Below are 24,307 nucleotides of genomic sequence, written 5' to 3'. Positions count from 1 at the left end.
CCGGGCCGGCAGTCGCCGGGTTCAGCTCGCCTCGCTCCGGGCGCGGGCGCGCCACAGCAGGTAGACGAAGTACGGCGTGCCGAGCAGCGCCGTCACCAGCCCCGCCGGCACCTGCGCGGGGGCGATCACCGTGCGCCCGAGGGTGTCGGCCAGGCTCACCAGGAGCGCGCCGAGCAGTGCGGCCACCGGCAGGACCCTGACGTGGTGGGTCCCGACCAGCGCGCGGGCCACGTGCGGGGCCACCAGGCCGACGAACCCGATCACGCCGACCGCCGACACCGCCGTCGAGGTGAGCAGCACGGCGCAGGCGAGGGCGCCGAGCCGGACCGGCTCCAGGGGGACGCCCAGGATGCGCGGGGTGTCCTCGTCCAGCGACAGCAGGTCGAGGTCCCGGCGCAGCCAGGCCAGCAGCGGGACGGTGAGCAGGAGCGCCAGGGCGACGGGGACGAGCTGGGCCGGCACGCGGCCGTACGTGGAGCCGGACAGCCAGGTCAGGGCCTTGGCGGTGTTCCAGGGGTCGGACAGCACGATGATCAGGACGGTGATGGCGGTGCAGGCGGCCTGCACCGCGACCCCGATGAGGACGAGGCGGTCGGAGTCCAGCCCGCCGCGCCAGGACAGCCCGTACACCACGGCGAACGCGATCAGCGCGCCCAGGCCGGCCGCCACGGACATCGGCCAGATGCCGGCCAGCGGCACCAGCGTGAGCAGCAGGACCGCGCCCACGCCCGCACCGGCGGTGACGCCCAGCACGCCCGGCTCGGCGAGCGGGTTGCGGCACACGGCCTGCACGGCCGACCCGGCCACCGCCAGCGCCGCCCCGGCCAGTACGGCGGCGAGCACGCGCGGCCAGCGCTGGTCGAGCACGAAGGTCAGGGCCCGCCCGCTGCGCCCCTGGAGCCAGTTGACCACGTCGCCGGTCAGCAGCCACCGGTCCCCGCCGAGCAGGCCCAGGAGCAGCGCGCCGGCGAGCAGGGCGGCGCAGACGGCGACCACGGACAGGAAGGCCGTACGCGATCGGGTCGCGCCCGTACGCACGGCCGGTGGCCGGCGCGTCGGCCCGGCGTCGCGATAGCGGCGGGCCAGCCACATCATCACCGCCGCGCCGAGCACCGTGGTCACCACGCCGGGCGGCACCTCCACCCCCGCCTGCGCGCCGAGCGCGGCGCGCAGCGCGATGTCGGAGCCCAGCACGACCAGCACGCCCGCGACGCCCGACAGGGGCACCATCGTGCGGCTCCGGTGCAGGCCGGGGATGGACCTGGGCAGCAGCCGGACGATCACCGGCGCGCACAGCCCGACGAACCCGATCGGCCCCGCGATCGTCACCGCGGCGGCGGCCAGCAGCACGGCCAGCAGGGTGAGCCACAGGCGCAGCCGCCGCACGTTCACCCCGAGCACGGTGGCGGTGTCGTCGCCCAGGCCGAGGATGTCCAGCCGGGGCCCGGCCGCCATCGCGGCGGCCAGCGCGAGCGCGATCAACGGGCCGAGCTGGGTGACGGCGTCCAGGTCGCTCTGCACGAGCGAGCCGCTGCCCCAGGCGAACAGCCCGGTGGTCTCCTGCTCGAAGAGGATCATGAGCAGGTTCGTCAGGGAGCTGAGCGCCAGGGCGGTGGCCGAGCCGGCCAGGATCAGCCGGGTCGTCCCGGTACGCCCGCCCGCCGACAGCGCCATCACCAGCGCGGCCGCGGCCAGCCCGCCCACCAGGGCGAGCGCGCCCGACACCGGCACCGGCAGCGTCAGCCCGAACGCGGCCGCGGCGGCGACCGCCAGGTAGGCGCCCGAGCTGACGGCCAGCGTGTCCGGCGAGGCCATCGCGTTGCGGGCGATGGCCTGCAGCAGCGCGCCCGCCACGCCGAGCGCGACGCCGACGCAGACGCCGGCCAGCAGGCGGGGCAGCCGGGAGGCCAGCAGCACGCGGGCGGCCTCGTCGCTGCCGCCGAACGGCAGCGCCAGCAGGTCCAGCGCGCCGACCGACGACGTCCCCTGCGTCACGTGCACGGCGGCCACCAGGAGGGTGGCGGCCAGCGCGAGAAGGAAGACCCCGGCGGTGCCCAGCCGCCGCAGCGGCGTCCCGGGCGGTGCCGGGGCCAGGACGTCCGTGCTCAACCCGTGAACGCCTTCACCATCATGTCGGCGAACTGCCGGCAGGACAGCGGGCCACCGAAGGTCCAGATTCCATTCGGAATCTTGGTGACCTGCTGGTTCTTCACGAACGGCAGCGACTTCCAGATCGCGTTGCCCGCCAGCCCGTCGGCGAACACGTCGACCCCGTCCGAGGCGTTGTAGAAGAAGCGGATGTCGGGGTCCTTGAGCACGGACAGGCCCTCGACGTCGGTGGTGCCCAGGCCCCACTGGTCGTCGACCTTGCCCGTCCAGGCGTTCTTCAGGCCGAGCCGGGTGGCGACCTCGGAGACCAGCGAGCCCTCGCCGAACGTGCGGACGGAGATCGTGCTGCCCTGCTTCCACCCGTCGGCCATGACGAACGGCTTGCCCGCGGCACCCGCGGCGGCGATCTTCTCCTTGCCGGCGGTCATCGCCGCGTCGAAGTCGGACATCAGCTTGGCGGCGGCGTCCGTCTTGCCGACCGCCGTGGCGATCATGGTGAGGTCGTCGCGCATGCGCTTGAGGTTGTCGGTGGCGTCGCTGCCCTTGGCCACGAGCACCGGCACGAACTTCTCGAGCTGGGCGGCCAGCTCCTCGTCGTCGGACTCCATGACGACCAGGTCGGGCTGGAGCGCGCTGATGGAGTCGACACTCGGCTCCTGCCGGGTGCCGACGTCCTTGACCGAGGAGTCGAGCCCGGCGGCGGTGACCCAGGTGGCGTACCCCTTCACGTCGGCCGCGCCCACGGGCATGACGCCGAGGCTGACCAGCATCTCGGTCTCACCCCACTCCAGGCTGACCACCCGGGTGGCCGGGGCGTCGAGTTTGATCTCCTTGCCGCGGCCGTCGGTCACGGTCACCGCCGCGGGCGCGGCCGACGCCGTGCCGCTGGACGGGGCCTGCTCGGGTACGGGTGCCTCGGTCGTGCCGCAGGCGGCGAGGGCGACGATTGCGGCGATGGCCGTCAGGGCACTGCGCATGCTGGTTCCTGTCATGTTGTTGCTGGGACGGTCGAATTGGTGGAAATGCTTCTGGTGTGGCGGCCTACGGGGCGGGTGATGACGGTGCCCGTCCGGGGGTCCTGGCTGACCTCGATCCGCAGGCCGTAGGTCTCGGTGAGCAGGCTCTCGGTGAGGACCTGCGCGGGCGGGCCGTCGGCGCGGACCCGGCCCCGGTGCAGCAGGACGACGTGGTCGGCGATCTCGGCGGCCTGGTTGAGGTCGTGCAGGACGACGCCGATCGCGACGCCGTGGTCGTCGGCCAGGTCGCGGACGAGCTCCAGCAGCTCCACCTGGTAACGCAGGTCGAGGAACGTGGTGGGCTCGTCCAGCAGCAGGACGCCGGTGTCCTGGGCCAGGCAGGTGGCCAGCCAGACGCGCTGCAGCTCGCCGCCGGACAGCTCGTCCACGGGCCGGTCGGCCATCGCGGTCACGCCGGTGAGCTCCATCGCCCTGGCGACGGCCGCGGCGCCCGCGGGGTCCGCGGCCTTCCACCGCCGCCTGTAGGGGTGGCGGCCGTACTCGACGACGTCGCGCACCTGCACGCCGCCGGGCGTGGGCCGGCTCTGCGCCAGCAGCGTCACCCGCCGGGCGAAGTCGCGCGCCGACAGGTCCAGCGCGCCGGCGCCGTCGCCCAGGGTCACGGCGCCGCTGTCGGGGCGGTGCAGCCTGGCCAGAGCGCGCAGCAGCGTGGACTTGCCGCTGCCGTTCGGGCCCACGAGGGCGGTCACGTGGCCCGGCCGCAGGGCGATGCGGCCGTCCTCGACCACGGTGGTGCCGTGGTAACTGAGGCAGAGCTCCGTGCCGCGGAGGGAGATCTCCTCGGTCATGGAGCTTAGGTTAGGCTAACCTTGCTTCGGACGCTATGGCGGGGTATGCCCGATCGGCCGGATCGAGTCCGGCGGGCCCTCCTACTCGGCGACGGGGACCTCGGTGAGCGTCCAGCCAGCCGCCTGCTCGCGCTGCCGCCAATAGGCCGCGAACCTGCCCTCCTGGGCCAGCAGCTCGGCCATCGTCCCCGACTCCACCACGCGCCCGCCCTCCAGGAAGACGATCCGGTCGGCGCGCGCGATGGTGCTCAGCCGGTGCGCGATGATCAGCGTCGCCCGCTCCTTCCCGCCGGCCTCCAGAGCGCCCACGACGGCCCGCTCGTTGCCCGTGTCCAGCGCGGCGGTGGCCTCGTCCAGCAGCAGGACGGGCGCGTCCTTGAGCAGGGCGCGGGCGATGCTGACCCGCTGGCGCTCGCCGCCGGACAAGGTGGCGCCCCGCTCGCCGACCCGGGTCTCCCAGCCGTCGGGCAGGCGCTCGACCAGCTCGTCGAGCCGGGCCGCCGAGGCCGCCGCCCGGACCTGCTCGTCGCTCGCTCGCGCGTGCCCCAGCCGGACGTTGTCCAGGAGGCTCGCCTCGAACAGGTAGACGTCCTGGAAGACGATGCCGAGCTGGGCCATCAGCGCCGCCGGGTCGTAGTCGCGCACGTCGTGGCCGCCGACCCGGATGGCGCCGGCATCCACCTCGTGGAAGCGGGCGATGAGCGCCAGCAGGGTGCTCTTGCCCGCGCCGGACGGGCCGACGACGGCCGTGGTGGTCCCGCGTTCCACGGTGAAGGAGACGCCGTCGATCGTGGCGGGCCCCGGCTCGTAGCCGAACCGTACGTCGCGCAGCTCCAGCGCGGGCGCGCCCGGATCGGGGGCGAGCACCGAGCCGTCGAGCACGGGCGCGCCGAGCAGGGCCCGCACCCGGGCGAGCGTGCCGCGCAGGTTCTGCAGCGCCGGGGAGAGCTCGGCCAGGGTCGTGAACGGCTCGATGAACCGGACCGCGACGATGACCAGGCCGACCACCTCGGGCGCGGTCAGCTCCGACAGCACGGCGGTGGCGGCCAGGCCGAGCAGGACCGCCTGCGTGGCCAGGCCGAACATGAGCTGCCCCGGCACGCCGTACCCGACGAGCCGCAGCGCCGCCGTGCGCTGCCTGGCCAGGGCGCGGCCGATGGCCGTCCCCTCCGTGCCGGCCCGGCCGGCCGCCCGCAGCGCGCGCTGGGCCAGGGCCAGCTCGACGATGCGCTGCCCCGCCTCCGCCGAGGCCGCGGCGTAGGAGTCGTCCGCGGCCCGGACCAGCCGCATGCTCGCCCAGAGCGTGCCCAGCAGGAGCGGCACCGCCGCCAGCGCGACCAGCCCCAGGGCCGGGGCGACCAGCAGCAGGCCGAGCCCGATCAGCGCCGGGGTGAGCAGCGCGTTGGCGGCCGGGGTGACCAGCCAGGCGATCGCCTGGCACAGCTCGCGGCCGGACGACGTCAGCGCCCGCCGGCCCTCCCCCTTCCGCTCGGCGGTGAACCAGCCCAGCGGCGTCCGCCGCAGCCGGTCGACCAGCCGTTGCTCCAGGCCGCCCAGCAGCTGGAACCCGATGGTGAACCCGGCGTCCGCCACGCGGTGGTCCAGCACCCAGCCCGCGGCCACCAGCACCGCCAGCGTGGCGATCCAGGGCAGCGCGGCGCCGCCGGAGAAGAGCGCGGACAGCAGCGGAACCAGGCTCAGCATGGCCCCGGCCCGGATCACGGCGCTCGCCGCGAGCAGGGCCGCGTAGCGGGTGACCGTACGGCGGTCGTCGATCAGGTCCAGGATCACGTGGAAACCTCACTCGGCTGGGCGGCCAGCCACAGCTCGCGGTAGAGCCCCGGCACGGCGAGGAGCTCGGGATGCGTGCCCCGCTGCACCACGCGCCCGCCGTCGAGCACCACGATGGCGTCGGCGCCGGCGATCGTGTGCAGGCGGTGCGCGATGACCAGGACGGTACGGCCGGCCACCAGGTGGCTGAGTGCCCGCTGCACCTGGTGTTCCGACTCCGGGTCGGCGAAGGCGGTCGCCTCGTCCAGCACTAGCACGCTGGGGTCGGCCAGCAGCGCCCGGGCGATGGTGACGCGCTGCGCCTCGCCGCCGGACAGCCGGGCGTGCGTGTCGTAGCCCTCGGGCAGCCGCGTGATCCGGTCGTGGATCCCGGCCGCCCTGGCCGCCCGCTCCACCTCCTCGCGGCTCGCCCCGGGCCGGGCCAGCGCGATGTTGTCGTACACGCTGCCCTGGACCAGGGAGACGTCCTGGAAGACGAAGCCGACCTTGCGGTAGAGCTCGGCCAGGGGAAGGTCGGCGAGGTCGACGCCGTCGAGCGTGATCCGGCCCTCGGCCGGGTCGTGGAAGCGCGCCAGCAGCGCGGCGAGGGTGGACTTGCCCGCGCCGCTCGGGCCGACCAGCGCCGTCACCGTGCCGGGCGCCAGCTCCAGGTCGATGCCCTCCAGTACGGACGGCCGCCCGTCGTAACCGAACCCGACGTTCTCGAACCGGACCGTGTGGCGATCGCCCGCCAGGGAGCGGGGCCGGTCCGGCTCGGTCAGCTCGGGCTCGTCCAGCAGCAGGCCGATCCGCTGGGCGGCCGCCTGCGCCTCCCGGACCGAGCCCATCCCGTACGCCGCCGCCAGCAACTGGCTGCCGAAGGTCACCCCGAGCAGCAGGAACGGCAGCAGGTCCACCGCCGTCAGCAGGCCGCCCGCCAGCATCAGCCCGCCCGCCACGATGATCAGCACCAGCGAGGTGAGTGGGCGGGTCACCAGCTCGACCAGCGTCTTGCGGCTCGACAGCGGTCGCTGCCAGGCGTCCAGGAAGCGGGCCCGCTCGGCGAGGGTGGCGCGGAACCCGCCCGCCGGGCCGGAGTCGTAGGCCCGCACCACGGCCAGGCCGTCGAGATAGGCGATGGCCTCCGAGCCGACCCGCGCCTCCCACTCCGTGAACCGGGCCAGCTGCGCGGTCGAGCTCTGGACCATGCGGGCGGTCAGGACGAAGAAGACCAGCAGCGGGACCAGCAGGGTCGCCGCCAGCCAGCCCGAGACGGAGAACAGGTACGCCAGCACGGCCAGCGGCGTCACCAGGGCCGCCACGACGTCGAGCACCGCGTGGGTCACCAGGTAGTGCAGGTCGGCCGCGTCGTCCTGGACGGCCTGTTTGATCCGGCCGGAGCTGCGGGCGCTGAACCAGCCCAGGGGGAAGCGGGACAGCTTGTTCACCACCTGCGTGCGTACCTGGTGGCCGAACCGGGCGTCCAGCACGTGCATCGCCACAACCAGCAGGCCCGCCAGGGTCGTCCCCGCGCCCATCAGGATCAGGGCGAGGACGCCCAGCTCCGACAGGCCGCCCTCGCCGGCCGGCAGCCTGCGGCACAGCTCGGCCAGCAGGACGTAGGGGGCGAGCTGGAGCAGGGAGATCACGGCCTGGAGGAGGCCGGCCGCCAGGAGGCGGGTCCGCAGCGGGGCCAGCAGCCGCGCCCCCGCCCGCGACCGCCACCGGCCCGAGCCCGGCTTCCGCGAGGGCCCCTGCTCCTCAGGCCGCTCCAGCTTCTCAGGCCGCACCTGGTCGTCGGGTCGCTCGCCGTCTACGGCGCTTTCCGGTTCGGCGGGGCGCTCGCGGTCGACGCCCATGGCCTTGCCCCTGGTCCAGTACGCCCGGCCGTGCACGTCCGGCTTGGGGAAGCCGAGCTCCTTCAGCCGGGCCCGGACCTGCTTGGTGGTCGCCGTCTCGCCGGTGACCCAGGCGTACCAGTTCGACCAGTCCCGCTCGCCGATCGCGCGGGCGAGCGTGGCCGGGTCGCCGCCGGACGGTAACCACGTGACGGCGCACGCCGGGTGCGGGGTGATCGGGATCTCCCGGTCCTCCTCGTGGAACTGCTCCAGCAGCAGCTCGACCGGTGTCGCGTCCGGTACGGCGGCGAGGATCGCGTTGATCCCCGGCAGCGAGGCCGCGTCGCCGATCAGCAGGTAGCCCTCGGGGGCCGGGTCGGGCGCGGCGAAGTGGGTGGAGGCCCATCTCGTCACGGAGACGGTGTCACCGACGCCGGCCCCGCGCGCCCACGCCGAGGCCGGGCCCGCCGGTTCGTGCAGCAGGAACTCCAGGGTGACCTGCCGCAGGTCCGGATCGGGGTCGACGAGCGTGTAGCCCCGCTGGTGCTCGCGGCCCGGGCGGTCCGGGTCGGGCGCCCAGAGGCGTACCCAGGCGGCCGGCTCGATCGAATGCTCGTCGAACAACGTCGGCGCGTCGAACGTGATGCGGCGGAAGTGCGGGGTGACGTCCCGGACGGCCGCCACGGTGATCGTGTGATCCTGGGCCCCGAACGCCTTGGCGATCGCGCCGCCGTACCCTCTGGCGTTCAGGACGACATCCTCGGGATCGTGATCGGCTTGCCGGGCGGCAGCTGGGCGACCAGCCCCTCGGCGGTCGCGGTGAGCATGAACACGAAGTAGTCCTCCGGGGTGTGTGCCGGGATGCCCGCCTGCGCCTGCCGGATGAGCGCCGAGCCCGCCATCGCGGCCAGTGCCGCGTCGGTGGCCTCGGTCTCGAGGTGGGCCGCCGCGCGCTCCTGCTCGGCCACGGTGGCGCCGATCGTGAGGGTGGCGACGGCGGAGGTGAGCGCGGTGGCCGCGGCCGGGTCGTAGCCGCGCCTGCCCAGGGCGGTGATCTCGTGCTCGAGGAGCCGGATGCCGGACGGCCCGCGCGGGAACAGCCGCTGGAGATAGCGGGCCGTGCCCGGGTGGGCGAGCGTGAAGCCGCGCAGCTGCACCGCGAAGCCGACCAGGTGGCGAGCGGCCGGTTCCGCCGGGTCGTCGACCAGGTGCAGGTCCTCGAGGATCGCCTCGCCGATCAGGCTCTCCAGCGCCGCGCGGCTCCGTACGTGGCGGTAGACGGCGGCGGCCGTGACGCCGAGCGCGTCGGCCACGCCCTGCATGGACAGGTCGGTCAGGCCGATCCGCACGCCCGCCTCGATCACGTCCTGGAGCGTGAAACTGGCCGTGCGTCCGCCGGTTTTCATTGGTTACCTTCCCTTAGTTACGGGCCCTAACTTAGAAGAACGATCCGGGGGGCGCAAGGGTCGCGCGCCCCTGGGATTTGTCGGTGGCATGCGGCAGGCTGCTGACCCGTGGACGTGACACACGCGCTTTCCCCCGAGGCCCGGCGGGTGCACCGCTATCTGACGGAGCCCGATCTCGGCCATCCCGACCCGTGGCCGCAGCCCTCCCGGCTGACCGCCACCGACCTGGGCCACCTGCTGCCCCTCGCCTACCGCACACCGGGCACCGGGAGCCCGGCCTTCTCGATGCGGTGCGCCGTGGAGGACGAGGTCAGGCAGCGGCAGCCGGAGTTCACCCGGGAGTCGCGCCGCGCGCTCTACGAAGCCCTGGTCGACCGCCTGGAGAAACGCAAGTGGGCCGACATGTGCCTGGCGGCGGGGGCGCTGCTGCGGACGCCGGGCGGGGAGGAGACCGGAGAGCTGGCCGGTCTCGCGCGCGTCCTGACCGAATTCATGGTCGCGAACGAGCGGCTCGAGACGCCGTACGCGCTGCTGGCCGTGGCCGGGGTGGCCGGGGTGGCCGGGGTGGCCGGGATGGAAGAGGTGACGGTGATGACGGACGAGCAGCCCGCCTCGCTGGCGGCGGCCGAGCGCGACCTGGTGCTGGGCCTCGATCCGGCCGGCCGGGCGCTGGTCGCGGAGATCGGGCCCCGCTCCTACGGGTCGCCGCCCGAGCTCCCCGATGCCTGGGAGCGGCTGGCGGAGTTGCCCGGCTACGTGAGCTTCGCCCGCGCCGCGCTGGAGGCCGCCGAGGCCAGGCTGGCCGCGATCCACGCCGGCGAGCTGCCCTACCGCGCCGACAAGGCGTTCACCGCGGCGGAGGTGCCGGCGCTCGGCCGCGCCGCACGCCTGGCGCTGTTCCGCGACGAGCCATGGTTGCCCGAGCTGATCGGCAGCCTGCTGAGCCGGGTCGCGGTCGCGCCGACGGCGGCCAAGACGCTGCCGTCGCAGGCGCTGCTGTTCGAGATCGGCCGCGCGGTCGAGCGGTTCCCGACCCCGGAGGCGCTCACGGCGCTGCGCGCGGCCCGCGCGGCCACCCGGCACGCCGGGGTGGTCAAGCAGCTCGACCGTATGATCAAGCGGGCCGAGCCGGGGCTGGCCGACCGCGTCGAGGTGGCCTTCCGCATGCCGGACCTGGGGTTCGGGCCGGGCGGGCGGCTGGAGGTGCCGCTGGGAGAGCACCGGGCGGTGGTGGCGCCCGGTGAGGGCGGCGAGTTCGCGCTGACCTGGTGGCAGGGCGACCGGCAGCTCAAGAGCGTGCCCGCGGCGGTGCGCAAGGAGCATCCCGAGGAGGTCAAGCGGCTGCGCGAGCTGGTCAAGCAGGTGCGGCGGCAGCTGACGACGCTGGCCAGGGCGTTGGAGGCGGGGTTCGCGGGGGAGAGCGCGCTGCCGTACGCGATGTGGCGGGGGCAGGTGGCCGAGCATCCGATCGCCGGCTCGATGGCGGCGCGGCTGATCTGGGAGGTCGAGGTGGCGCCCGGCGAGTGGCGGGCCGTGCTGGGCGGCCCGGAAGCGCTGGAGGTGACCGGCGACCGGGTGCGGCTGTGGCATCCGGCGCGCGCGACGGTGGCGGAGGCGGGCCGCTGGCGGGAGGCGGTGACCGAGAGGCGGCTCAGGCAGCCGTTCAAGCAGGCGTTCCGCGAGGTCTACCCGCTGACCCCGGCGGAGGAGGAGACGGCCGCCTATTCCAACCGGTTCGCCGCCCACGTCGTCGACTACCGCCGCCTGTACGCGATGTTCAAGGCACGCGCCTGGGAGACGCGGATGCTCGGCCCGTGGGACGGCGGCGACGCGGGGGAGGCCAGGCGGGTGCTGGCCGAGGGCCGGTGGCGGGTGTCGTTCTACCACGACTACCTGTACGACGAACCGGGCGAATACGCCACCACCGACCAGGTGCGCTTCCACCGGCGCGGCGCCGAGGGCTGGCAGGAGGCGCCGCTGGCGGAGGTGCCCCCGCTGGTGTTCAGCGAGGCGATGCGCGACGTGGACCTGTTCGTGGCGGTGACCTCGATCGCGGCCGATCCGGAGTGGGCCGATCGCGGGCACGACCGCCATCTCGACTATTGGCGCGAGACCTCCTTCGGCCCGCTGCAGCCCTCGGGCGAGGTGCGCCGCGACGCGCTGGCCCGCATCCTGCCGCGCACGTCGGTCGCCGACCGCTGCGTCCTGGGCGATCGGTTCCTGGTCGTGCGTGGTGACCTGCGCACTTACAAGATCCATCTGGGCAGCGGCAACATCCTCATGGAGCCGGGCGACGTCTACCTGTGCATCGTGTCCGCACGCGACCGCGACGAGCGGCTGTTCCTGCCCTTCGAGGAGGACGACCGGCTGGCGCTCATCCTCAGCAAGGCCCTGCTCCTCGCCAGGGACACCGAGATCACCGACGAGAGCATCGTCAGGCAGATCAAGGGCTGACCACCCCCCTGCACGCGGCTGGTCGCCGACGTCGCCTCTCCGTTCACGCCGTCGGCTGCCGGTGCAGGCGGGGACGCGGTGCCAGACGTCGAGGAACGCGTGCGGCGTGCCCTCGTACACGTGTGCCTCATAGGGCTTGCCGGCCCGGTGGAAGGTGGTGGTCAGCGCTGCCCATAGTCGATGAAACCCGACATACTGGGCCTCGTGGCAGATCGACACGAGCTGGCCGGATTCCTCCGCTCCCGTAGGGGGCGGGTCGCCCCCGAGAACGCCGGACCCGGCGGCGGGGCGCGACGCCAGGTGGCGGGGTTGCGCCGGGAGGAGGTCGCCCAGCTCGCCGGGATCAGCGTGGAGTACTACCAGCGGCTGGAGCAGGGGCGGGCCGCGCATCCGTCGCCCGAGGTGCTCGACGCCATCGCCGCCGCGCTCCGCCTCGACGACGTGGAACGCGAGCACCTGCGCTCGCTGGCCCTCGCGGTACGGGAGCGCCCCCTCCCGGCGCCCGGCTCACGGGCCGAGGACGTCCGGCCGGACCTGGTGCGGATGCTGCACCTGATCCACACGCCCGCCATGGTGATCGACGACCGGTTCGGCGTCCTCGCGGCCAACGCCGTGGCCGCCCGCCTGTTCTCCCTGGAGGGCTCACGGCAGCGGCCGAACCTGGCCAGGCGGCTGTTCCTCGATCCTGCCGGCCAGGACTTCTACGTCGAGTGGGAGGAGATGGCCGCCCTGACCGCGGGGCAGCTGCGGGTCACGCGCGGGCTGTACCCGAGGGACACCGAGCTGGCCGAGCTGATCGGCGAGCTGCACGACGGCAGCGAGGCGTTCCGCGGCTTGTGGAGCGCCCGCGACGTCAGCGTGCGTACGCACGGGGTGAAGAGTTTCCGGCATCCTGCCCTGGGCACCGTGACGTTCGCCTATGAGCACTTCATCCCGACCGGCGACTCCCGGCAGCGGCTGGCCGTGCTCGTGCCGGTCGAGGGCGGCACCACCGAGGCCGCGGTCCGGCTGCCGGCCACCTGGGCGCGCACGCCGGACATACCCAGGACCGTTCTCGGTTAGGGTGGGCGTGTGCCCACCTTAGTGGGCGTGCGCCCACTCGTCAACGGGCGCGGCAGGAGAAGGAGAGCGCGGTATGCCGACAGGGGTGGCCATGCGCGACGCGCGCCGGCAGCTGTTCGAGGCCGCCGAGCGGGTCCTGCTCCGCGACGGGCCGAACGCCTTGACCAGCCGGGCCGTCACCACGGAGGCGGGCTGCGCCAAGGGGGTCCTGCACCGGCACTTCGCCGACTTCGACGCCTTCCTGGCCGAGCTCGTACGCGATCGCATCGGCCGGATCGACGCCCGGACGATCGCCCTGCGCGGGGCGGCCGGCACCGGCACCGTCACGGCCAACCTCACCGGCGCGCTGATCGACCTGTTCGAGTCGGTCGGCGTGGCGATCGTCGGCCTGCTGATCTTCCGGGACGAGCTGCGCGCCCGGCTCCGCCAGACCACGCCGGTCGGCATTCCCATCCTGACGGAGGGGGCGGCCATGATCGCCTCCTATCTCACCGAGGAGCGTGCGATGGGCCGCATCGCCGCCGACGCCGACGTCGATACGCTCGCCCTCACGCTGATCGGCGCCGCCCACCTGCTCTTCGCCGGTCGGGAGGGCGCCCCGCCGGAGACCGGGGCCGTCGACCGGGTCGTCGCCACGGTCATGGCCGACGTCGTGCAGCGGCGCCTGCTCTGACGGGTGCCCGCTGAATCTTTGTCCACGTTGTTGACGACCTTTGATGGGACCACTAACGTCGTCTCTAGTCGAGACGACGTTGCCACGTATCGTCTGCCGGCGGCGTGGTAGTAATGAGATCCCTGAGGAGGCCAGACAGACAAGTTGGTGCGCCATGACCGTGTCCTACCTCGGCGTGCTCGGCATTGCCGAAGCGCTGGGGGTGAGCCGGCACGCGGTGCACAAGTGGCGCTCCCGCCACCCGGGTGATTCGACTCACCCGTTTCCCGAGCCCGACGTCGAGATCGACGGGGCTCCCGGCTGGCGGCCCGAGCGGCTGCCGGAAATCGTCCGGTGGCGCGACAGCCTGCCGGGCCGCGGCGCCGGTGGAGGCCGTCCTACCGCCGCGCGCCAGGAATACCTCAAGGCGGCCGCCATCCGCGGCCTCGACCGGGACGAGGCCCTGCGCGCGCTCGCCACGTTCACCGAGGAATTTCCCGAGATGACCGAGCCGGAGGTCTGCGCCTGGCTCATCGGGCACTGGCGCGGCTAGCGCCTCCGGCGGCACACCACAGCTGCAACGGAAGGCGATGACGCATGCTCGAAATCGGCGGGGAGACCGCACCGGGGTTCGAAGGGGTGCGGGAGGCGTTCGCGGCCAATCTGGCCGGCGGCCAGGAGGTGGGCGCCGCGGTCGGCGTCTACCTGCACGGCCGCAAGGTCGTCGACCTGTGGGGCGGCGTCGCCGACCCGGGCACCGGCCGCCGCTGGGAGCGCGACACCCTCCAGGTCGTGTTCTCCACCACCAAGGGCGTCACCGCCGCGTGCGCGCACCTGCTGGCCCAGCGGGGCGAGCTGGACCTCGACGCGCCCGTCACCGACTACTGGCCCGAGTTCGCGGCGAACGGGAAGGAGCGCCTCCCGGTCCGCTGGCTGCTCACCCACCAGGCCGGGCTGCCGGTGCTTGACCGGCCGATCACCCCGGCCGAGGCGCTGGCGTGGGAGCCGATGGTGACCGCGCTGGCCGCCCAGCGGCCGTGCTGGGAGCCGGGCACCGAGCACGGCTACCACGCGCTCACGTACGGCTGGCTCGTCGGCGAGGTCGTCCGCCGGGTGACCGGCCGCAGCATCGGCACGTTCCTCGCCGAGGAGATCGCCGCACCGCTCGACCTGGACCTGTGGATCGGGTTGCCGGAAGCGGAGCAGCACCGGGTCAGCCGGCTCGTCGTCCCGAAGGTCGACCTGGACGCGCTGACCGGGACCGACCTGGACACCCTCCCCGAGGCCACGCGCGACGTGATGGCCGCCTTCGCCGATCCGACGTCGCTGACCGTACGCGCGATGAGCGTCGTCACGCCGCCGCTGAACCACGACGACCCCGCCGAGCAGTACGCCGAGCTGCCGTCGACCAACGGCATCTGCACCGCCCGCGCCCTGGCCCGCTTCTACGCCGCGCTCATCGGCGAGGTCGACGGGCACCGCATCCTGTCGCCCGGCACGCTGGCGGCCGCGACCGCCGAACAGGTCAGCGGCGTCGACCGGGTCCTGCGCATGCCGGTCCGGATCGGCACGGGCTTCGGCCTGCCCACACCCGGGATGTTCTGGTACAGCCCGACCGCCTTCGGGTTCGGCGGCTACGGCGGCTCGCTCGGCTTCGCCGACCCGGCCACCGGCCTCGCCTTCGGCTATGTCATGAACCACATCCAGGAAGGCGTGCCGGACCCGAGGGTGGCCAGGCTCTTCGACGCGGTCCGGAGCGCCCTCTGAGATCGGCGGCGAAGAAATTTCCCCAAAACCGTCACAAAGCGGGGAGGCTGCCTTGTCTTAGCTGACGACGAGGTCGGCGAAGGTACGGGTGGACATGCAGACAGAATTCCTGGACCATGCGAGCGCGCTCGACGAGGCCGCGTCCGCCTTCGTCGAGTTGCGCCCGCGGTTGTTCGGCATCGCCTACCGGATGCTGGGGAGCGCGTCGGAGGCCGAGGACGTCCTGCAGGAGGTCTGGATGCGGTGGCAGGGCACCGACCGGGCGGCCGTCGACAATCCCTCGGCCTACCTGGCGTTGATCACCACCCGCCTGTCCATCAACGTCGCCACCTCCGCCCGCGCGCGCCGCGAGACCTACATCGGGCCCTGGCTCCCCGAGCCGGTCGACACCAGCCTCGACCCCGCGCTCGGCGCCGAACGCGGGGAGGCGCTCGAGCTCGCCTTCCTGCTCCTGCTGGAAAGGCTCAACCCCACCGAGCGGGCCGCGTACGTCCTGCGCGAAGCCTTCGTCTACCCCTACGACCAGATCGCGGAGATCCTCCAGCTCACCCCGGTCAACGTCCGCCAGCTCGTCAGCCGCGCCCGCAAGCGGCTGACCGCCGCACGGCGCGAGCCCATCGACAAGAGCGAGCACCGGCGTCTCCTGCGGGCCTTCATCGACGCCGCCCGGACGGGGGACATCGCCGCGCTGGAGGACCTGTTCGCCGCGGACGTCGTCAGCTCCTCCGACGGCGGCGGGCTCAGAGGGGCGGCCCGCTTCCCGCTGCTGGGCAGCCTCCGGGTGGCGCGGTTCCTGGCCGCGTTCGCCCCGAGGTTCTGGCCGGGCGCCGAGATGGAGTGGGTCGAGGTGAACGGGCTCACCGCCGCGATCGTCCCGCGCGGCCGCAGCGGGGTCACGATGCTCACCGTCGAGGCCTCGCCGCAGGGCATCCACCACGTCATGTGGATCGTCAACCCGGTCAAGCTCGACGCCTTCGAACGGTCACGCCCGCGTCCGGCCGCCGCGCCCGGCTGACCGGGTGCGGGCTCACCACTGGAGGTGGAGCTCGAAGGGGCCACGGTGATCCAGCGTGCCGCGGTACTCGACGCGCTGGTCCGGTACGAGGCGCAGATCGGGCAGGCGTTCGGTGAGCAGGCGTAGCGAGATCTCGACCTGGCGGCGGGCCAGCCCGGCACCGGGGCAGTAGTGGGCGCCCTGGCCGAAGACCACGTTGGCCCGCAGCGGCCGGGTGATGTCGAACTCCTCGGCCCGCTCGAAGGCCTCCTCGTCGCGGTTGGCGGAGGCCAGGCAGAGGGCGACCTCGGTGCCGGCCGGGAGGTCTCGTCCGCCGAGGCTGGTGTCGGCGGTCGCCACCCGCAGGAACATGTGGGTGGGGGTGTCGTAGCGGGCGATCTCCTCGGCCGCGTTCGGCACGAGGTCGGGCCGTTCGCGGAGCAGCCGCCACTGCTCGGGGTGCGACAGCAGCCGGAGCAGGCCGTTGCCGAGCAGCGCCGAGGTGGTGATGTGGCCCGGCAGGGCGACGCCCAGGACCAGGCCGACGAGTCCCGCCGTCTGCTCGTCGGTGAGCGGTTCGTCGCCCGGGGCGTACGCGGCGATGTAGTCGCTGATCAGGTCGTCCCGGGGCGCCGCGCGGCGATCGGTCACGTACCGCTCGATGAGCCGCTGGAAGCGCACCCACGCCCGGGCGCACTCGATCTGCTCCTCGTCCGACCTGAACTGGTGCCCCATGCTCATGGCCGCCCCGGCCCGGCTGTCGTCCCCGAACGCGGTGCTGTCCTCCTCCGCGAAGCCGGTCAGCCGGGCGATCACGTCGACGGGGAGCCGGTTGGCGTACCCGGCCATGAACTCGACGCGGCCGTCCTTGGCGAAACCGTCGATGAGCTGCCCGGCGCGTTCGGTGATGTACGGCTCGGCCGCGGTGACGCGTTCGGGGGACAGGGCCGCCGCCCCGGGCGCCCGCAGCCGCCGGTGCGGCTCGCCGTCCATCGTGATGAAGTTCTCCCGCGGCGGTATGCCCTTGGCCAGCTCCTGGAGGACCGCCGGGGGGAACGGCGCGTACGGCCGCAGGGTGTTGGCCGAGGAGTAGGTCTGCCCGTCGCGCAGCACTTTGCGCACGTCGGCCATCTTCGTCACGACCCAGGCGCCGATCGCCGGGGAGAAGAACATCGGCTCCTCGCGCCGTGCCCGCTCGTAGAAGGGATAGGGATCGTTCAGGTGCGTACGGAGCGGGTCGTAGAGATCGCCCAGGGACATGCCCATCACCTTTGCCCGGAGGTTGGCAATTTTGCCCTGACTATAACCCGTAATGGATATTTATCCAGGTTTCCCTGATATCAGGACCGATCAGCCTGATCGGCGCACTGAGGTCTTGACTTAATTTCCATGGACTCCATTATTAAGCTCAAGATCCAGCCCCTGAGGAGCCCCCATGAGACTCCTGCCCCTGTTACTCCTCCTCGTCGCCGCGATCCTGTTCCCGCTGCAGACCGCCTCGGCGGCGCAGTTCGAGCTCGGCCGCACGCCGTTCCACGGCAAGGTCCCCACGCTCGACCGCAACAGCCGCGTCGCCTTCTGGTACGGCCAGCTCGACCAGGCCAAGACCAACCAGCTCAAGGGCTACGACCTCGTCGTGCTCGAACCCACGCTCCGCGTGCTCAACGTGACCGCCGACCACTTCTACTTCGAGTCGGTCACCAGCGCCCAGGTCCAGGAGATCAAGCGCGGCCTGGACGGCGCGCTCGGCACGGCGGACGACGTGATCGTGCTCGGCTACCTCTCGGTGGGCGAGATGCTCCCCACGATCATCCCCGGGTCGTCCGGGCACATGACCGTCGCCAAGGGCATCGAGCTGGGCCTGCTGCCCGCCGGTTACCAGGGCCCGTCGGGGCCGCTGCACGGCCCCAACCCGTGGAACTACACCGCCTCCGGCGGGTACGTGGACGTCGAGCACGGCGCGACGCCCGACGGCACCTACGGCGACGACTACGCCGGCTACCAGGGCGTCTCCATCGCCCCTGACCACTCCTCCTGGGGCAACCGGCTGCGCTGGGCCGGCAAGGGAGTCATGCCCTGGTACCTCGACCAGCAGGGCACCTGGGTGGCCGACGCGCGCTACCCGTACGGCGGCTACTGGAAGGACGGCGACGGCGTCGTGGACGTCAACCGCACGTACGGAGGCGGGTACATCAACGGCGGCGATCCCGCGTGGCAGCGGTTCGTCACGTACCAGGTGGACAAGATCGTGCACGACGGCGAGTACGACGGCGTGTTCCTGGACACCGTCGACACCCCCGACCCGGTCGGCGGGGCCGGGCCGTCGGTGTCCTGGGGGCCGCGGGGCAACTTCGGGTTCACCGCCAAGGGCATGGTCGAGCTCGTGGAGAAGATCAAGGCGGTGGACCCGTCGAAGGTGGTGGCGGCCAACCGCGGCTACTGGTACTTCAACCCCGACGAGGGCACCTCCCAGTTCGCCGCCCGCTACCGCCACGCCATCAACGTCTTCGTGACCGAGTCCTGGTACTACAACACCTACATACCGGGCTTCTACGACACCAGCCCCGGATACGCCGACAACTGGAACACCGACCCGGGCTCGCCGACGTACCGGAGCCGCGACAACTTCGGCGGCTTCTGGAAGGACTACGTCAACGCCCAGGCCGGCGCCGCCGACGGCTTCAACGTGGTCATCATCGACTTCCGGGTGCCCGCGTCCGGCACCCACAAGTGGATGAACGAGGTGGTCACCCGCAGCGGCTACCTCGGCTACGACGTCAGCGGCGCCAACCACTTCAACTCGGCGATCTACGACGACGCCAGGAACTGGCTGGACGCCCAGGGGCTCGCCGCGCCGGGCCAGGCGGGGGCGCACCCCACCGACCTGTACGGGGGCTTCCTGGCGGACGGCTCGTTCGGCGAGTGGTCCGCGCAGACCCCGGTCTTCAACGACCCGGCCGGCGCCAACGGCAAGGGGATCACCAAGGTCTTCACCAGGTTCGTCGGCGACCGGTTCTTCATGATGGTCGAGGCCAGGCAGGCGCTCAACCTGGCCCAGGAGATGATCTACTTCGACCACGACCGGGACGGGCCGTCCGGGTGGCAGCCGTGGTGGCCGACCTCGCCGGACGCGCGGGTCTACCTGGAGTCCCTGAACCAGGCGTACCTGCTGCCGCACGCGGGGGCCGGTCAGGGCGACGTCTTCCGGTTCTCCAGCACGGGCTCGCCGGCGAACCGGGGATGGCCCGTACGGGTGGTGCAGTCGGGCAACCGGGCGGAGCTGGAGTTCGCCAGGGAGCACGTCTTCCCCGAGTCCATGGCGGGCAGGGAGATCTGGACCTGGTTCAGGAGCGCCAACTTCGGCGGGGCCTCGGTCGCGTTCACCGTACCGGGGGGCACCTCCACCCCGACCCCGACTCCCACCCCGACCCCGACGCCCACCCCCACGCCGACTCCCACCCCCGGGCAGGGCTTCACCATCGACGGGTCGGCGTCCGACTGGGCCGGGACGGTGCCGCTGGTGACCGGCACCGGTGACGTGCAGTCGGTCTCGGCGGCCAGCGACGGCGTCCACCTGTACCTGCTCGCCCGCGGCACCGGCCTCAACGTGCTGGAGCAGTTCTTCCTCGACACCGACAACAATCCCGCGACCGGTTACGCGGCGGCCGGCTGGACGAACCCGTCGGGCGCCGAGTTCATGCTGGAGAACGCGAACCTCTACCGCCACGGCGGCGGCGGCTGGTCGTGGACCCCGCGCGGCCAGGCCACCTTCGCCCGCAACGACAGTGTCGTCGAGGCGGCCGTCCCCCTGACCAGCCTCGGCCTCTCGCCGGGGCAGCGGCTCAGGATCGGCTTCATCCGGAACAACTCCGCCACCGCCCGCCTGCCTCAGACGTCCGGTGCCCTGCCCGCCTTCGGTGTCTGACGGCCACGATACGTTCGCTGTGAGGGCGGGCGACGACGCCCGCCCTCGCAGCCGCCGACACACCTCGGGAGAACGTATGACAGGCTCCGACGCGGTGATCGCCGCACTCCGTACCGAATACGGCGTGCTCACCGAAGCAGTGTCCTCATTCGGCGAGGACGACCTGGCCGGGCCCTCGGGCGCGGCCGAATGGGATGTCTCGGAGGTGCTGAGCCATCTCGGCAGCGGCGCCGAGATCACACGGGCCACCCTCCGGGCCGCTCTGGACGGAGAGCCGGCTCCGGGCCAGGACTTCATGCACAGCGTCTGGGACCGGTGGAACGCCATGACGCGCCGCCAGCGCGCCGACGGCTTCCTCCAGGCGAACGAGAGCCTGACCGCGCTGTACGAATCCCTCGACGCGCCCACCCGGACCGACCTGCGCATCGATCTGGGCTTCCTGCCCGCCCCGGTGGACCTGGCCACGGCGGCGCGGATGCGGCTCAGCGAGCTGGCCCTGCACTCGTGGGACGTACGCGTCGCCTTCGACGAGCACGCCGTGCTCACCCCGGCCGCCACCCACCAGCTCCTGCACGGCTCGCCCGACCTCATCGGCTGGACCGGCAAGCCCGAGCAGCTCGAGGGCCGGCAGGCGGTCGTCCAGGTCACCACGACCGAGCCCGCGTCGGAGTTCGCCCTGCGCCTGGGCGAACGGATCAGCGTGGACTTCGACCTCCCCGACAAGCCCGACGGCACGCTCGAACTGCCCGCCGAAGCCTGGTTGCGGCTGGTGGCCGGCCGGCTGGCGCCGCGCCACACCCCCGGCGACGTCGTCACCACCGGCGCCGCCGAGCTCGACCTGCTGCGCCGGGTCTTCCCCGGCTACTGAGCCGCGGGGGCGTCAGCCGCGGGGCACCTTGACGCGCAGGAGCTGCCCCGTGTCGCCGGCGCCCGTGCTGCGGTTGGTCACGTAGAACACGCCGTCCCCGGCGTACGCCACCCCGCCCGGGTTCTCCAGGCCGGTGGTGGCCAGGTCGGTCCGTGACCCGTCGGCGTTCACCCGCACCAGCCGGCCGGTCACGGTGTCCCCGCCGTGCCCGGGATTGCCGTCGAAGAGGCCGTCCTTCGCCATCTCCAGCACGATCAGCCGGCCGCGCTCGTCGAAGGTGAGGTCGGCGATGTTGGTGAAGCCGTCGGCGTACACCGTGGGGGCCCGGCCGGGGACCAGCCGCCAGACCTTGGCCTCGCCCTTGTGGTACGGGAAACCGCTGAGCTCGCCGACGTAGAACGCGCCGCCGGGGCCCCGGACCACCGCCGTCGGCACGGATTCGACGAGCCCGCCCGGATCGGCGGCCGGGGCCCTGGCCGGGAGCACGGCGAGCACCTTGATGCCGCCGTCCGGCCGGACCAGCAGCACGTCGTTGCCGGACGCGTCCACGACGACGGTCCCGTACGGGCCGGAGTCCAGGCCGTAGAGGTTGGACTCGGTGTCGCCCGGATGCGGGTCGTGCCGCTGCTCGTACGTGGCGAGGTCGGCCTCGGGAACGAGGCCGCCCGAGTGACCGGTGACCCGGGCGAGCTGCCCGAGCGGCACCGCCCCCGGGCCGAGCTGGTCGCGGAACAGCCGTTCGCCGGCGAGCCCGAAGACGGCGCGCAGGTGGCCGGCCGGGCTCAGGCTCAGGTCGTGCACGCCGAGCACGCTGAACCGCTGGGCCCCGCTGTCGTCGTAGATCCCGGTGGAGGGCAGGCCGGTGACGATCCGGCGCCCGGACCGGCGGCGCTCGGAGTACTGGAAGATCGCCCCGGTCGGCCCGTAGCACCAGACCGCGCCGAGACCGGTCTGCCCGCAGGTGCCGCCGTCGGGCCCCGACGGCCCGCCCTCGCCGGCCTCGGCGACCAGCACCCGGCGGTTGCCCGCGTCATAGATGAGCCCGCGCGGGGTGTCCAGCCCTTCGGCCACCACCTCGATCGTGCCGCCTGCCCGCGCCGCGGCGGGATCCGCGGGCAGTATCAGTGTGCTCAGCGCCGTGCCGGTCAATGCCAGGGCCAGGGCGCCGCGTGTCGATTTCTTCATCTGCAACCTAAGGAGAGCCGACGGATAACTCGCCGCCCCGGCGGTCCCGTCGTTCGACGACGAACACCCAGGCGAGCGCGGCGAGCTGGAACGCGACCAGCAGCAGGAAGCCGAGGCCGTCCCAGAAGTGGGAGGAGGACGGGCCGCCGCCGATACCCCGCAGCGCGAGGTCGACCATCTGACTCAGCGCGGGGACCGTCAGCAGGCCCAGCACGGCGAACGTCGCGGCCGAGCCGAGCAGGTAGAAGGGCGCGTACCAGCGGACGATGCGCAGCTCGCGCGCGGGCACCAGGCTCATGTCGTGCCGCGGCGGCCGGTTGACCAGCGACCGCACGGCATCGGCGAGCCAGTGCCGGGTGTCCTCCATCAAGTTGCCGAGCCGCAGCCAGTTGACGAGCACGTAGTACATGTCCGTACGCATGAACACCTGGAACTGGAAGATCACCGAAAGGGCGAGCGCGTACGCGACCGCGCGGGCCAGCTGCCCGGCGGGACCGCTCAGGCCGAGGAGCTGACCGGCGAGGCAACCGAGCATGACGGCCAGGTCCCAGGTCATCCCGGCGAGGAAGACGGCGTACCGGCGGCGGCGGGGGGCGGACCGCACCCCGCTCACGTCGGTCTGCGCGACCAGGAAGTACAGCCGGCGGCTCAGCGAGAGCGATCCGGTGCAGCCGAGGGCCCGCGCGATGATGGCGTGCGCGCACTCGTGCAGCAGGACGAGTCCCCAGCCGACGAAGCCCAGCGTGACGGCGTTGACGAGGGCCCCGTCGAACGGCAGCGCGTCCGACGGCCGGGGCAGCAGCCGCGGGTAGGCCAGCAGCAGCACCGGCACGGCGACCCAGACGGCCAGGTAGAGGGCGAGCATCGGCCGGGTGACCAGCCAGGCGACCCGCTCCTGCCGGACGTTCGCCAGCAGGGTCAGCCCCCTGCGCGGCGCGGCGGGGCCGAGCGGGTCGTCGAGCACCTGGCCGTCCACGGACGCGACGAAGCCGCACTCACCGATTCCCTCGAGGAACTCGTCGAGCTCGGGCTCGGCGCCGAACCGGTCGGCGAAGCGCTCGCGCACCTCCGCGAGCCGCAGCCCGAGCGCGAGCGACTCCAGCAACGCGACTCCCTCGACCGGCAACCGCACGAACTGCCCGGTCTCCGGCCTGCCGACCTCCCACTCGCCGTCCTCCTCGACGCCGAAGTGCAGCTCGTGCAGGGTGACGACGCTGTCGTCGTTCATGCGCTCACCGCGGGGGCGACCGCTGATCCACAGGCCGTGCAATCAGCGAGCCGGCCGGGCTCGGCGAACTCGGTGTTCATGCGCAGCAGGTCGATGAAGAGCATGCGGCCGCGAATGACCGGCTCCGCCATTCCGGTGAGATATTTCACCGCCTCCAGAGCGGCCAGATTGCCGATCATCCCGGCGAGCGGGGCCATGCAGGGATTGACCGTGCGGTCCCCGATGACGTCCATGAAATAACGTTGTGACGGGCCGTACCAGGGGAATTTGGCGAGCGCGTCCTGCTCCGCGCACTGGAAACAGGCGCTTTCCTGCGGAATATGCATCATGAGATTCACCGTGAGCCCGCTTTGCGAGCCCCGCACCCACGCGATTCCCTCGGCCAGCGCCGCCTCGTTGAGCCACTGGTAAAGCTGGATTCGCGGCCGATCCGCGGCGCAGATGACGAGATCGCGGCCCGCCATGATGGCCCGCGCCGCGTCCACGCCGTCCACCATCGTGTTCAGGGTGGTGATGGTGACGTGCGGGTTGATCAGGCTCAGCCGGTCGGCCGAGGCGTCGGTCTTCAACCGGCCTATGTCGCGGTCGGTGTAGAGGATCTGGCGGTTGAGATTCATCAGCTCGACCCGGTCGTAGTCCACCAGCAGGATGTCGCCCACGCCGATCGCGGCCAGGCTCATCGCGACGAACGAGCCGAGCCCGCCGAGCCCGAGCAGGGTGACCCTCGCTCCCTGTAGCCGGCGCTGGAAGTCGTACGACGTGGCCGGCGGGCGGTGGAAGTAGGAGAAGAACTCGAGGTTGCGCCGGTAACGCTCCAGCTCGGCGGGGGAGAGGCTGTCCGGCGGCGGGATCGCGGCGTCCTCCGCGAAGCCGGCGTCTCCGAGCGCGGCGACCGCGTCCTCGACGTCGGTCAGGGTGACGTCACGGTTCTCGCCCCGCATGCCGGCGAGCAGCTCCGGTACGGTACGCGTGCCGTCCATGAGCTCCATCAGCCGCCAGGTGTTGCCCTGCTCGTCGTCCTCCAGTTCGGAGGCGATGCCCAGGTCCATGCTGGCGATCCGGATGCGTCCGGCACCGATGGGAATCGGCGGGAAGACTAATTTCATCCGTGGGCGTTGCATATCTTCTTTTCTCCGTGTTCCTCGGCGTGTTCCTCATCGGACAAGGCGGCCCGGGGCCCGGCCCCGCACCGCTGCCGATGCCGGGGCCGGGTAATAGGGCATC

At 72.7% G+C, this 24,307-nt stretch carries 18 protein-coding genes; 8 read left to right on the top strand and 10 right to left on the bottom strand.

Annotation, left to right across the window (positions count from 1 at the left end; genetic code table 11):
- Positions 1-21: 21 nt before the first annotated feature.
- The 6 genes from ACTWPW_RS12245 to ACTWPW_RS12220 all read right to left on the bottom strand — a co-directional run bounded on the left by ACTWPW_RS12245 (position 22) and on the right by ACTWPW_RS12220 (position 8,948).
- Positions 22-2,109 (bottom strand): iron ABC transporter permease, encoded by a 2,088-nt coding sequence (locus tag ACTWPW_RS12245; RefSeq protein ID WP_443168758.1) that lies wholly within the window; start codon positions 2,107-2,109, stop codon positions 22-24.
- A complete protein-coding gene (locus ACTWPW_RS12240) occupies positions 2,106-3,086 on the bottom strand; it encodes an ABC transporter substrate-binding protein (RefSeq protein ID WP_443168757.1) in 981 nt (326 codons plus the stop codon). The genes ACTWPW_RS12245 and ACTWPW_RS12240 overlap by 4 nt, the downstream gene beginning before the upstream one ends.
- An 11-nt stretch (positions 3,087-3,097) precedes the next feature.
- A complete protein-coding gene (locus ACTWPW_RS12235) occupies positions 3,098-3,934 on the bottom strand; it encodes an ABC transporter ATP-binding protein (protein ID WP_443168756.1) in 837 nt (278 codons plus the stop codon).
- A gap of 81 nt (positions 3,935-4,015) precedes the next feature.
- On the bottom strand, positions 4,016-5,725 hold the full coding sequence (locus ACTWPW_RS12230) for an ABC transporter ATP-binding protein (protein ID WP_443168755.1): 1,710 nt from the start codon (positions 5,723-5,725) through the stop codon (positions 4,016-4,018).
- On the bottom strand, positions 5,722-8,226 hold the full coding sequence (locus ACTWPW_RS12225; RefSeq protein ID WP_443168754.1) for an ABC transporter ATP-binding protein/permease: 2,505 nt from the start codon (positions 8,224-8,226) through the stop codon (positions 5,722-5,724). The genes ACTWPW_RS12230 and ACTWPW_RS12225 overlap by 4 nt, the downstream gene beginning before the upstream one ends.
- 62 nt (positions 8,227-8,288) lie before the next feature.
- A complete protein-coding gene (locus ACTWPW_RS12220) occupies positions 8,289-8,948 on the bottom strand; it encodes a TetR/AcrR family transcriptional regulator C-terminal domain-containing protein (protein ID WP_375110918.1) in 660 nt (219 codons plus the stop codon).
- Between the two features lie 108 nt (positions 8,949-9,056).
- Here ACTWPW_RS12220 and ACTWPW_RS12215 point away from each other — a divergent pair, with 108 nt between their 5' ends.
- The 6 genes from ACTWPW_RS12215 to ACTWPW_RS12190 all read left to right on the top strand — a co-directional run bounded on the left by ACTWPW_RS12215 (position 9,057) and on the right by ACTWPW_RS12190 (position 15,898).
- Positions 9,057-11,402: a DUF4132 domain-containing protein gene (locus ACTWPW_RS12215; protein ID WP_443168753.1), complete on the top strand. Its 2,346-nt coding sequence runs from the start codon at positions 9,057-9,059 to the stop codon at positions 11,400-11,402.
- 204 nt (positions 11,403-11,606) lie between these two features.
- On the top strand, positions 11,607-12,464 hold the full coding sequence (locus tag ACTWPW_RS12210) for a helix-turn-helix transcriptional regulator (RefSeq protein WP_443168752.1): 858 nt from the start codon (positions 11,607-11,609) through the stop codon (positions 12,462-12,464).
- Positions 12,465-12,537: 73 nt separating this feature from the next.
- Positions 12,538-13,137, top strand: coding sequence for a TetR/AcrR family transcriptional regulator (locus ACTWPW_RS12205; RefSeq protein ID WP_443168751.1), 600 nt, complete (start codon positions 12,538-12,540; stop codon positions 13,135-13,137).
- Between the two features lie 154 nt (positions 13,138-13,291).
- A complete protein-coding gene (locus ACTWPW_RS12200) occupies positions 13,292-13,669 on the top strand; it encodes a hypothetical protein (RefSeq protein WP_364122915.1) in 378 nt (125 codons plus the stop codon).
- A 44-nt stretch (positions 13,670-13,713) separates the two neighbouring features.
- A complete protein-coding gene (locus ACTWPW_RS12195) occupies positions 13,714-14,883 on the top strand; it encodes a serine hydrolase domain-containing protein (RefSeq protein WP_443168750.1) in 1,170 nt (389 codons plus the stop codon).
- Between the two features lie 94 nt (positions 14,884-14,977).
- Positions 14,978-15,898, top strand: a complete 921-nt coding sequence (locus ACTWPW_RS12190) for an RNA polymerase sigma-70 factor (protein WP_375110923.1) — start codon at positions 14,978-14,980, stop codon at positions 15,896-15,898.
- A gap of 12 nt (positions 15,899-15,910) precedes the next feature.
- On the opposite strand, the gene ACTWPW_RS12185 is transcribed toward ACTWPW_RS12190, so the two are convergent.
- A complete protein-coding gene (locus tag ACTWPW_RS12185) occupies positions 15,911-17,137 on the bottom strand; it encodes a cytochrome P450 (RefSeq protein ID WP_443168749.1) in 1,227 nt (408 codons plus the stop codon).
- Positions 17,138-17,312: 175 nt separating this feature from the next.
- Between ACTWPW_RS12185 and ACTWPW_RS12180 the strand changes: the two genes are divergently transcribed.
- Together ACTWPW_RS12180 and ACTWPW_RS12175 are read left to right on the top strand one after the other, a co-directional pair.
- Positions 17,313-19,802, top strand: a complete 2,490-nt coding sequence (locus ACTWPW_RS12180; protein ID WP_443168748.1) for a hypothetical protein — start codon at positions 17,313-17,315, stop codon at positions 19,800-19,802.
- A 76-nt stretch (positions 19,803-19,878) separates the two neighbouring features.
- On the top strand, positions 19,879-20,670 hold the full coding sequence (locus ACTWPW_RS12175; protein WP_443168747.1) for a maleylpyruvate isomerase family mycothiol-dependent enzyme: 792 nt from the start codon (positions 19,879-19,881) through the stop codon (positions 20,668-20,670).
- Between the two features lie 12 nt (positions 20,671-20,682).
- Here the strand turns inward: ACTWPW_RS12175 and ACTWPW_RS12170 are convergent, their stop codons facing one another.
- From ACTWPW_RS12170 to ACTWPW_RS12160, 3 genes are read right to left on the bottom strand one after another with little or no spacing between them, the layout of a single operon-like run.
- A complete protein-coding gene (locus tag ACTWPW_RS12170) occupies positions 20,683-21,855 on the bottom strand; it encodes a ScyD/ScyE family protein (protein ID WP_443168746.1) in 1,173 nt (390 codons plus the stop codon).
- A 7-nt stretch (positions 21,856-21,862) separates the two neighbouring features.
- Positions 21,863-23,083, bottom strand: a complete 1,221-nt coding sequence (locus tag ACTWPW_RS12165; RefSeq protein ID WP_443168745.1) for a hypothetical protein — start codon at positions 23,081-23,083, stop codon at positions 21,863-21,865.
- Entirely contained in the window at positions 23,080-24,189 is a 1,110-nt protein-coding gene (locus tag ACTWPW_RS12160) for a HesA/MoeB/ThiF family protein (RefSeq protein ID WP_443168744.1), read from the bottom strand. The genes ACTWPW_RS12165 and ACTWPW_RS12160 overlap by 4 nt, the downstream gene beginning before the upstream one ends.
- Positions 24,190-24,307: the final 118 nt, after the last annotated feature.

The sequence above is a fragment of the Nonomuraea sp. KM90 genome (assembly GCF_052246675.1).
GTDB lineage: Bacteria > Actinomycetota > Actinomycetes > Streptosporangiales > Streptosporangiaceae > Nonomuraea.
This window is presented reverse-complemented; position numbering and strand designations above follow the sequence as displayed.

Coding starts and splice junctions, on each gene's coding strand:
- ACTWPW_RS12240 (WP_443168757.1), bottom strand. CDS start 3,086: ATGCGCAGTGCCCTGACGGCCATCGCCGCAATCGTCGCCCTCGCCGCC.
- ACTWPW_RS12235 (WP_443168756.1), bottom strand. CDS start 3,934: ATGACCGAGGAGATCTCCCTCCGCGGCACGGAGCTCTGCCTCAGTTAC.
- ACTWPW_RS12220 (WP_375110918.1), bottom strand. CDS start 8,948: ATGAAAACCGGCGGACGCACGGCCAGTTTCACGCTCCAGGACGTGATC.
- ACTWPW_RS12205 (WP_443168751.1), top strand. CDS start 12,538: ATGCCGACAGGGGTGGCCATGCGCGACGCGCGCCGGCAGCTGTTCGAG.
- ACTWPW_RS12200 (WP_364122915.1), top strand. CDS start 13,292: ATGACCGTGTCCTACCTCGGCGTGCTCGGCATTGCCGAAGCGCTGGGG.
- ACTWPW_RS12195 (WP_443168750.1), top strand. CDS start 13,714: ATGCTCGAAATCGGCGGGGAGACCGCACCGGGGTTCGAAGGGGTGCGG.
- ACTWPW_RS12190 (WP_375110923.1), top strand. CDS start 14,978: ATGCAGACAGAATTCCTGGACCATGCGAGCGCGCTCGACGAGGCCGCG.
- ACTWPW_RS12185 (WP_443168749.1), bottom strand. CDS start 17,137: ATGTCCCTGGGCGATCTCTACGACCCGCTCCGTACGCACCTGAACGAT.
- ACTWPW_RS12180 (WP_443168748.1), top strand. CDS start 17,313: ATGAGACTCCTGCCCCTGTTACTCCTCCTCGTCGCCGCGATCCTGTTC.
- ACTWPW_RS12175 (WP_443168747.1), top strand. CDS start 19,879: ATGACAGGCTCCGACGCGGTGATCGCCGCACTCCGTACCGAATACGGC.
- ACTWPW_RS12170 (WP_443168746.1), bottom strand. CDS start 21,855: ATGAAGAAATCGACACGCGGCGCCCTGGCCCTGGCATTGACCGGCACG.
- ACTWPW_RS12165 (WP_443168745.1), bottom strand. CDS start 23,083: ATGAACGACGACAGCGTCGTCACCCTGCACGAGCTGCACTTCGGCGTC.
- ACTWPW_RS12160 (WP_443168744.1), bottom strand. CDS start 24,189: ATGAAATTAGTCTTCCCGCCGATTCCCATCGGTGCCGGACGCATCCGG.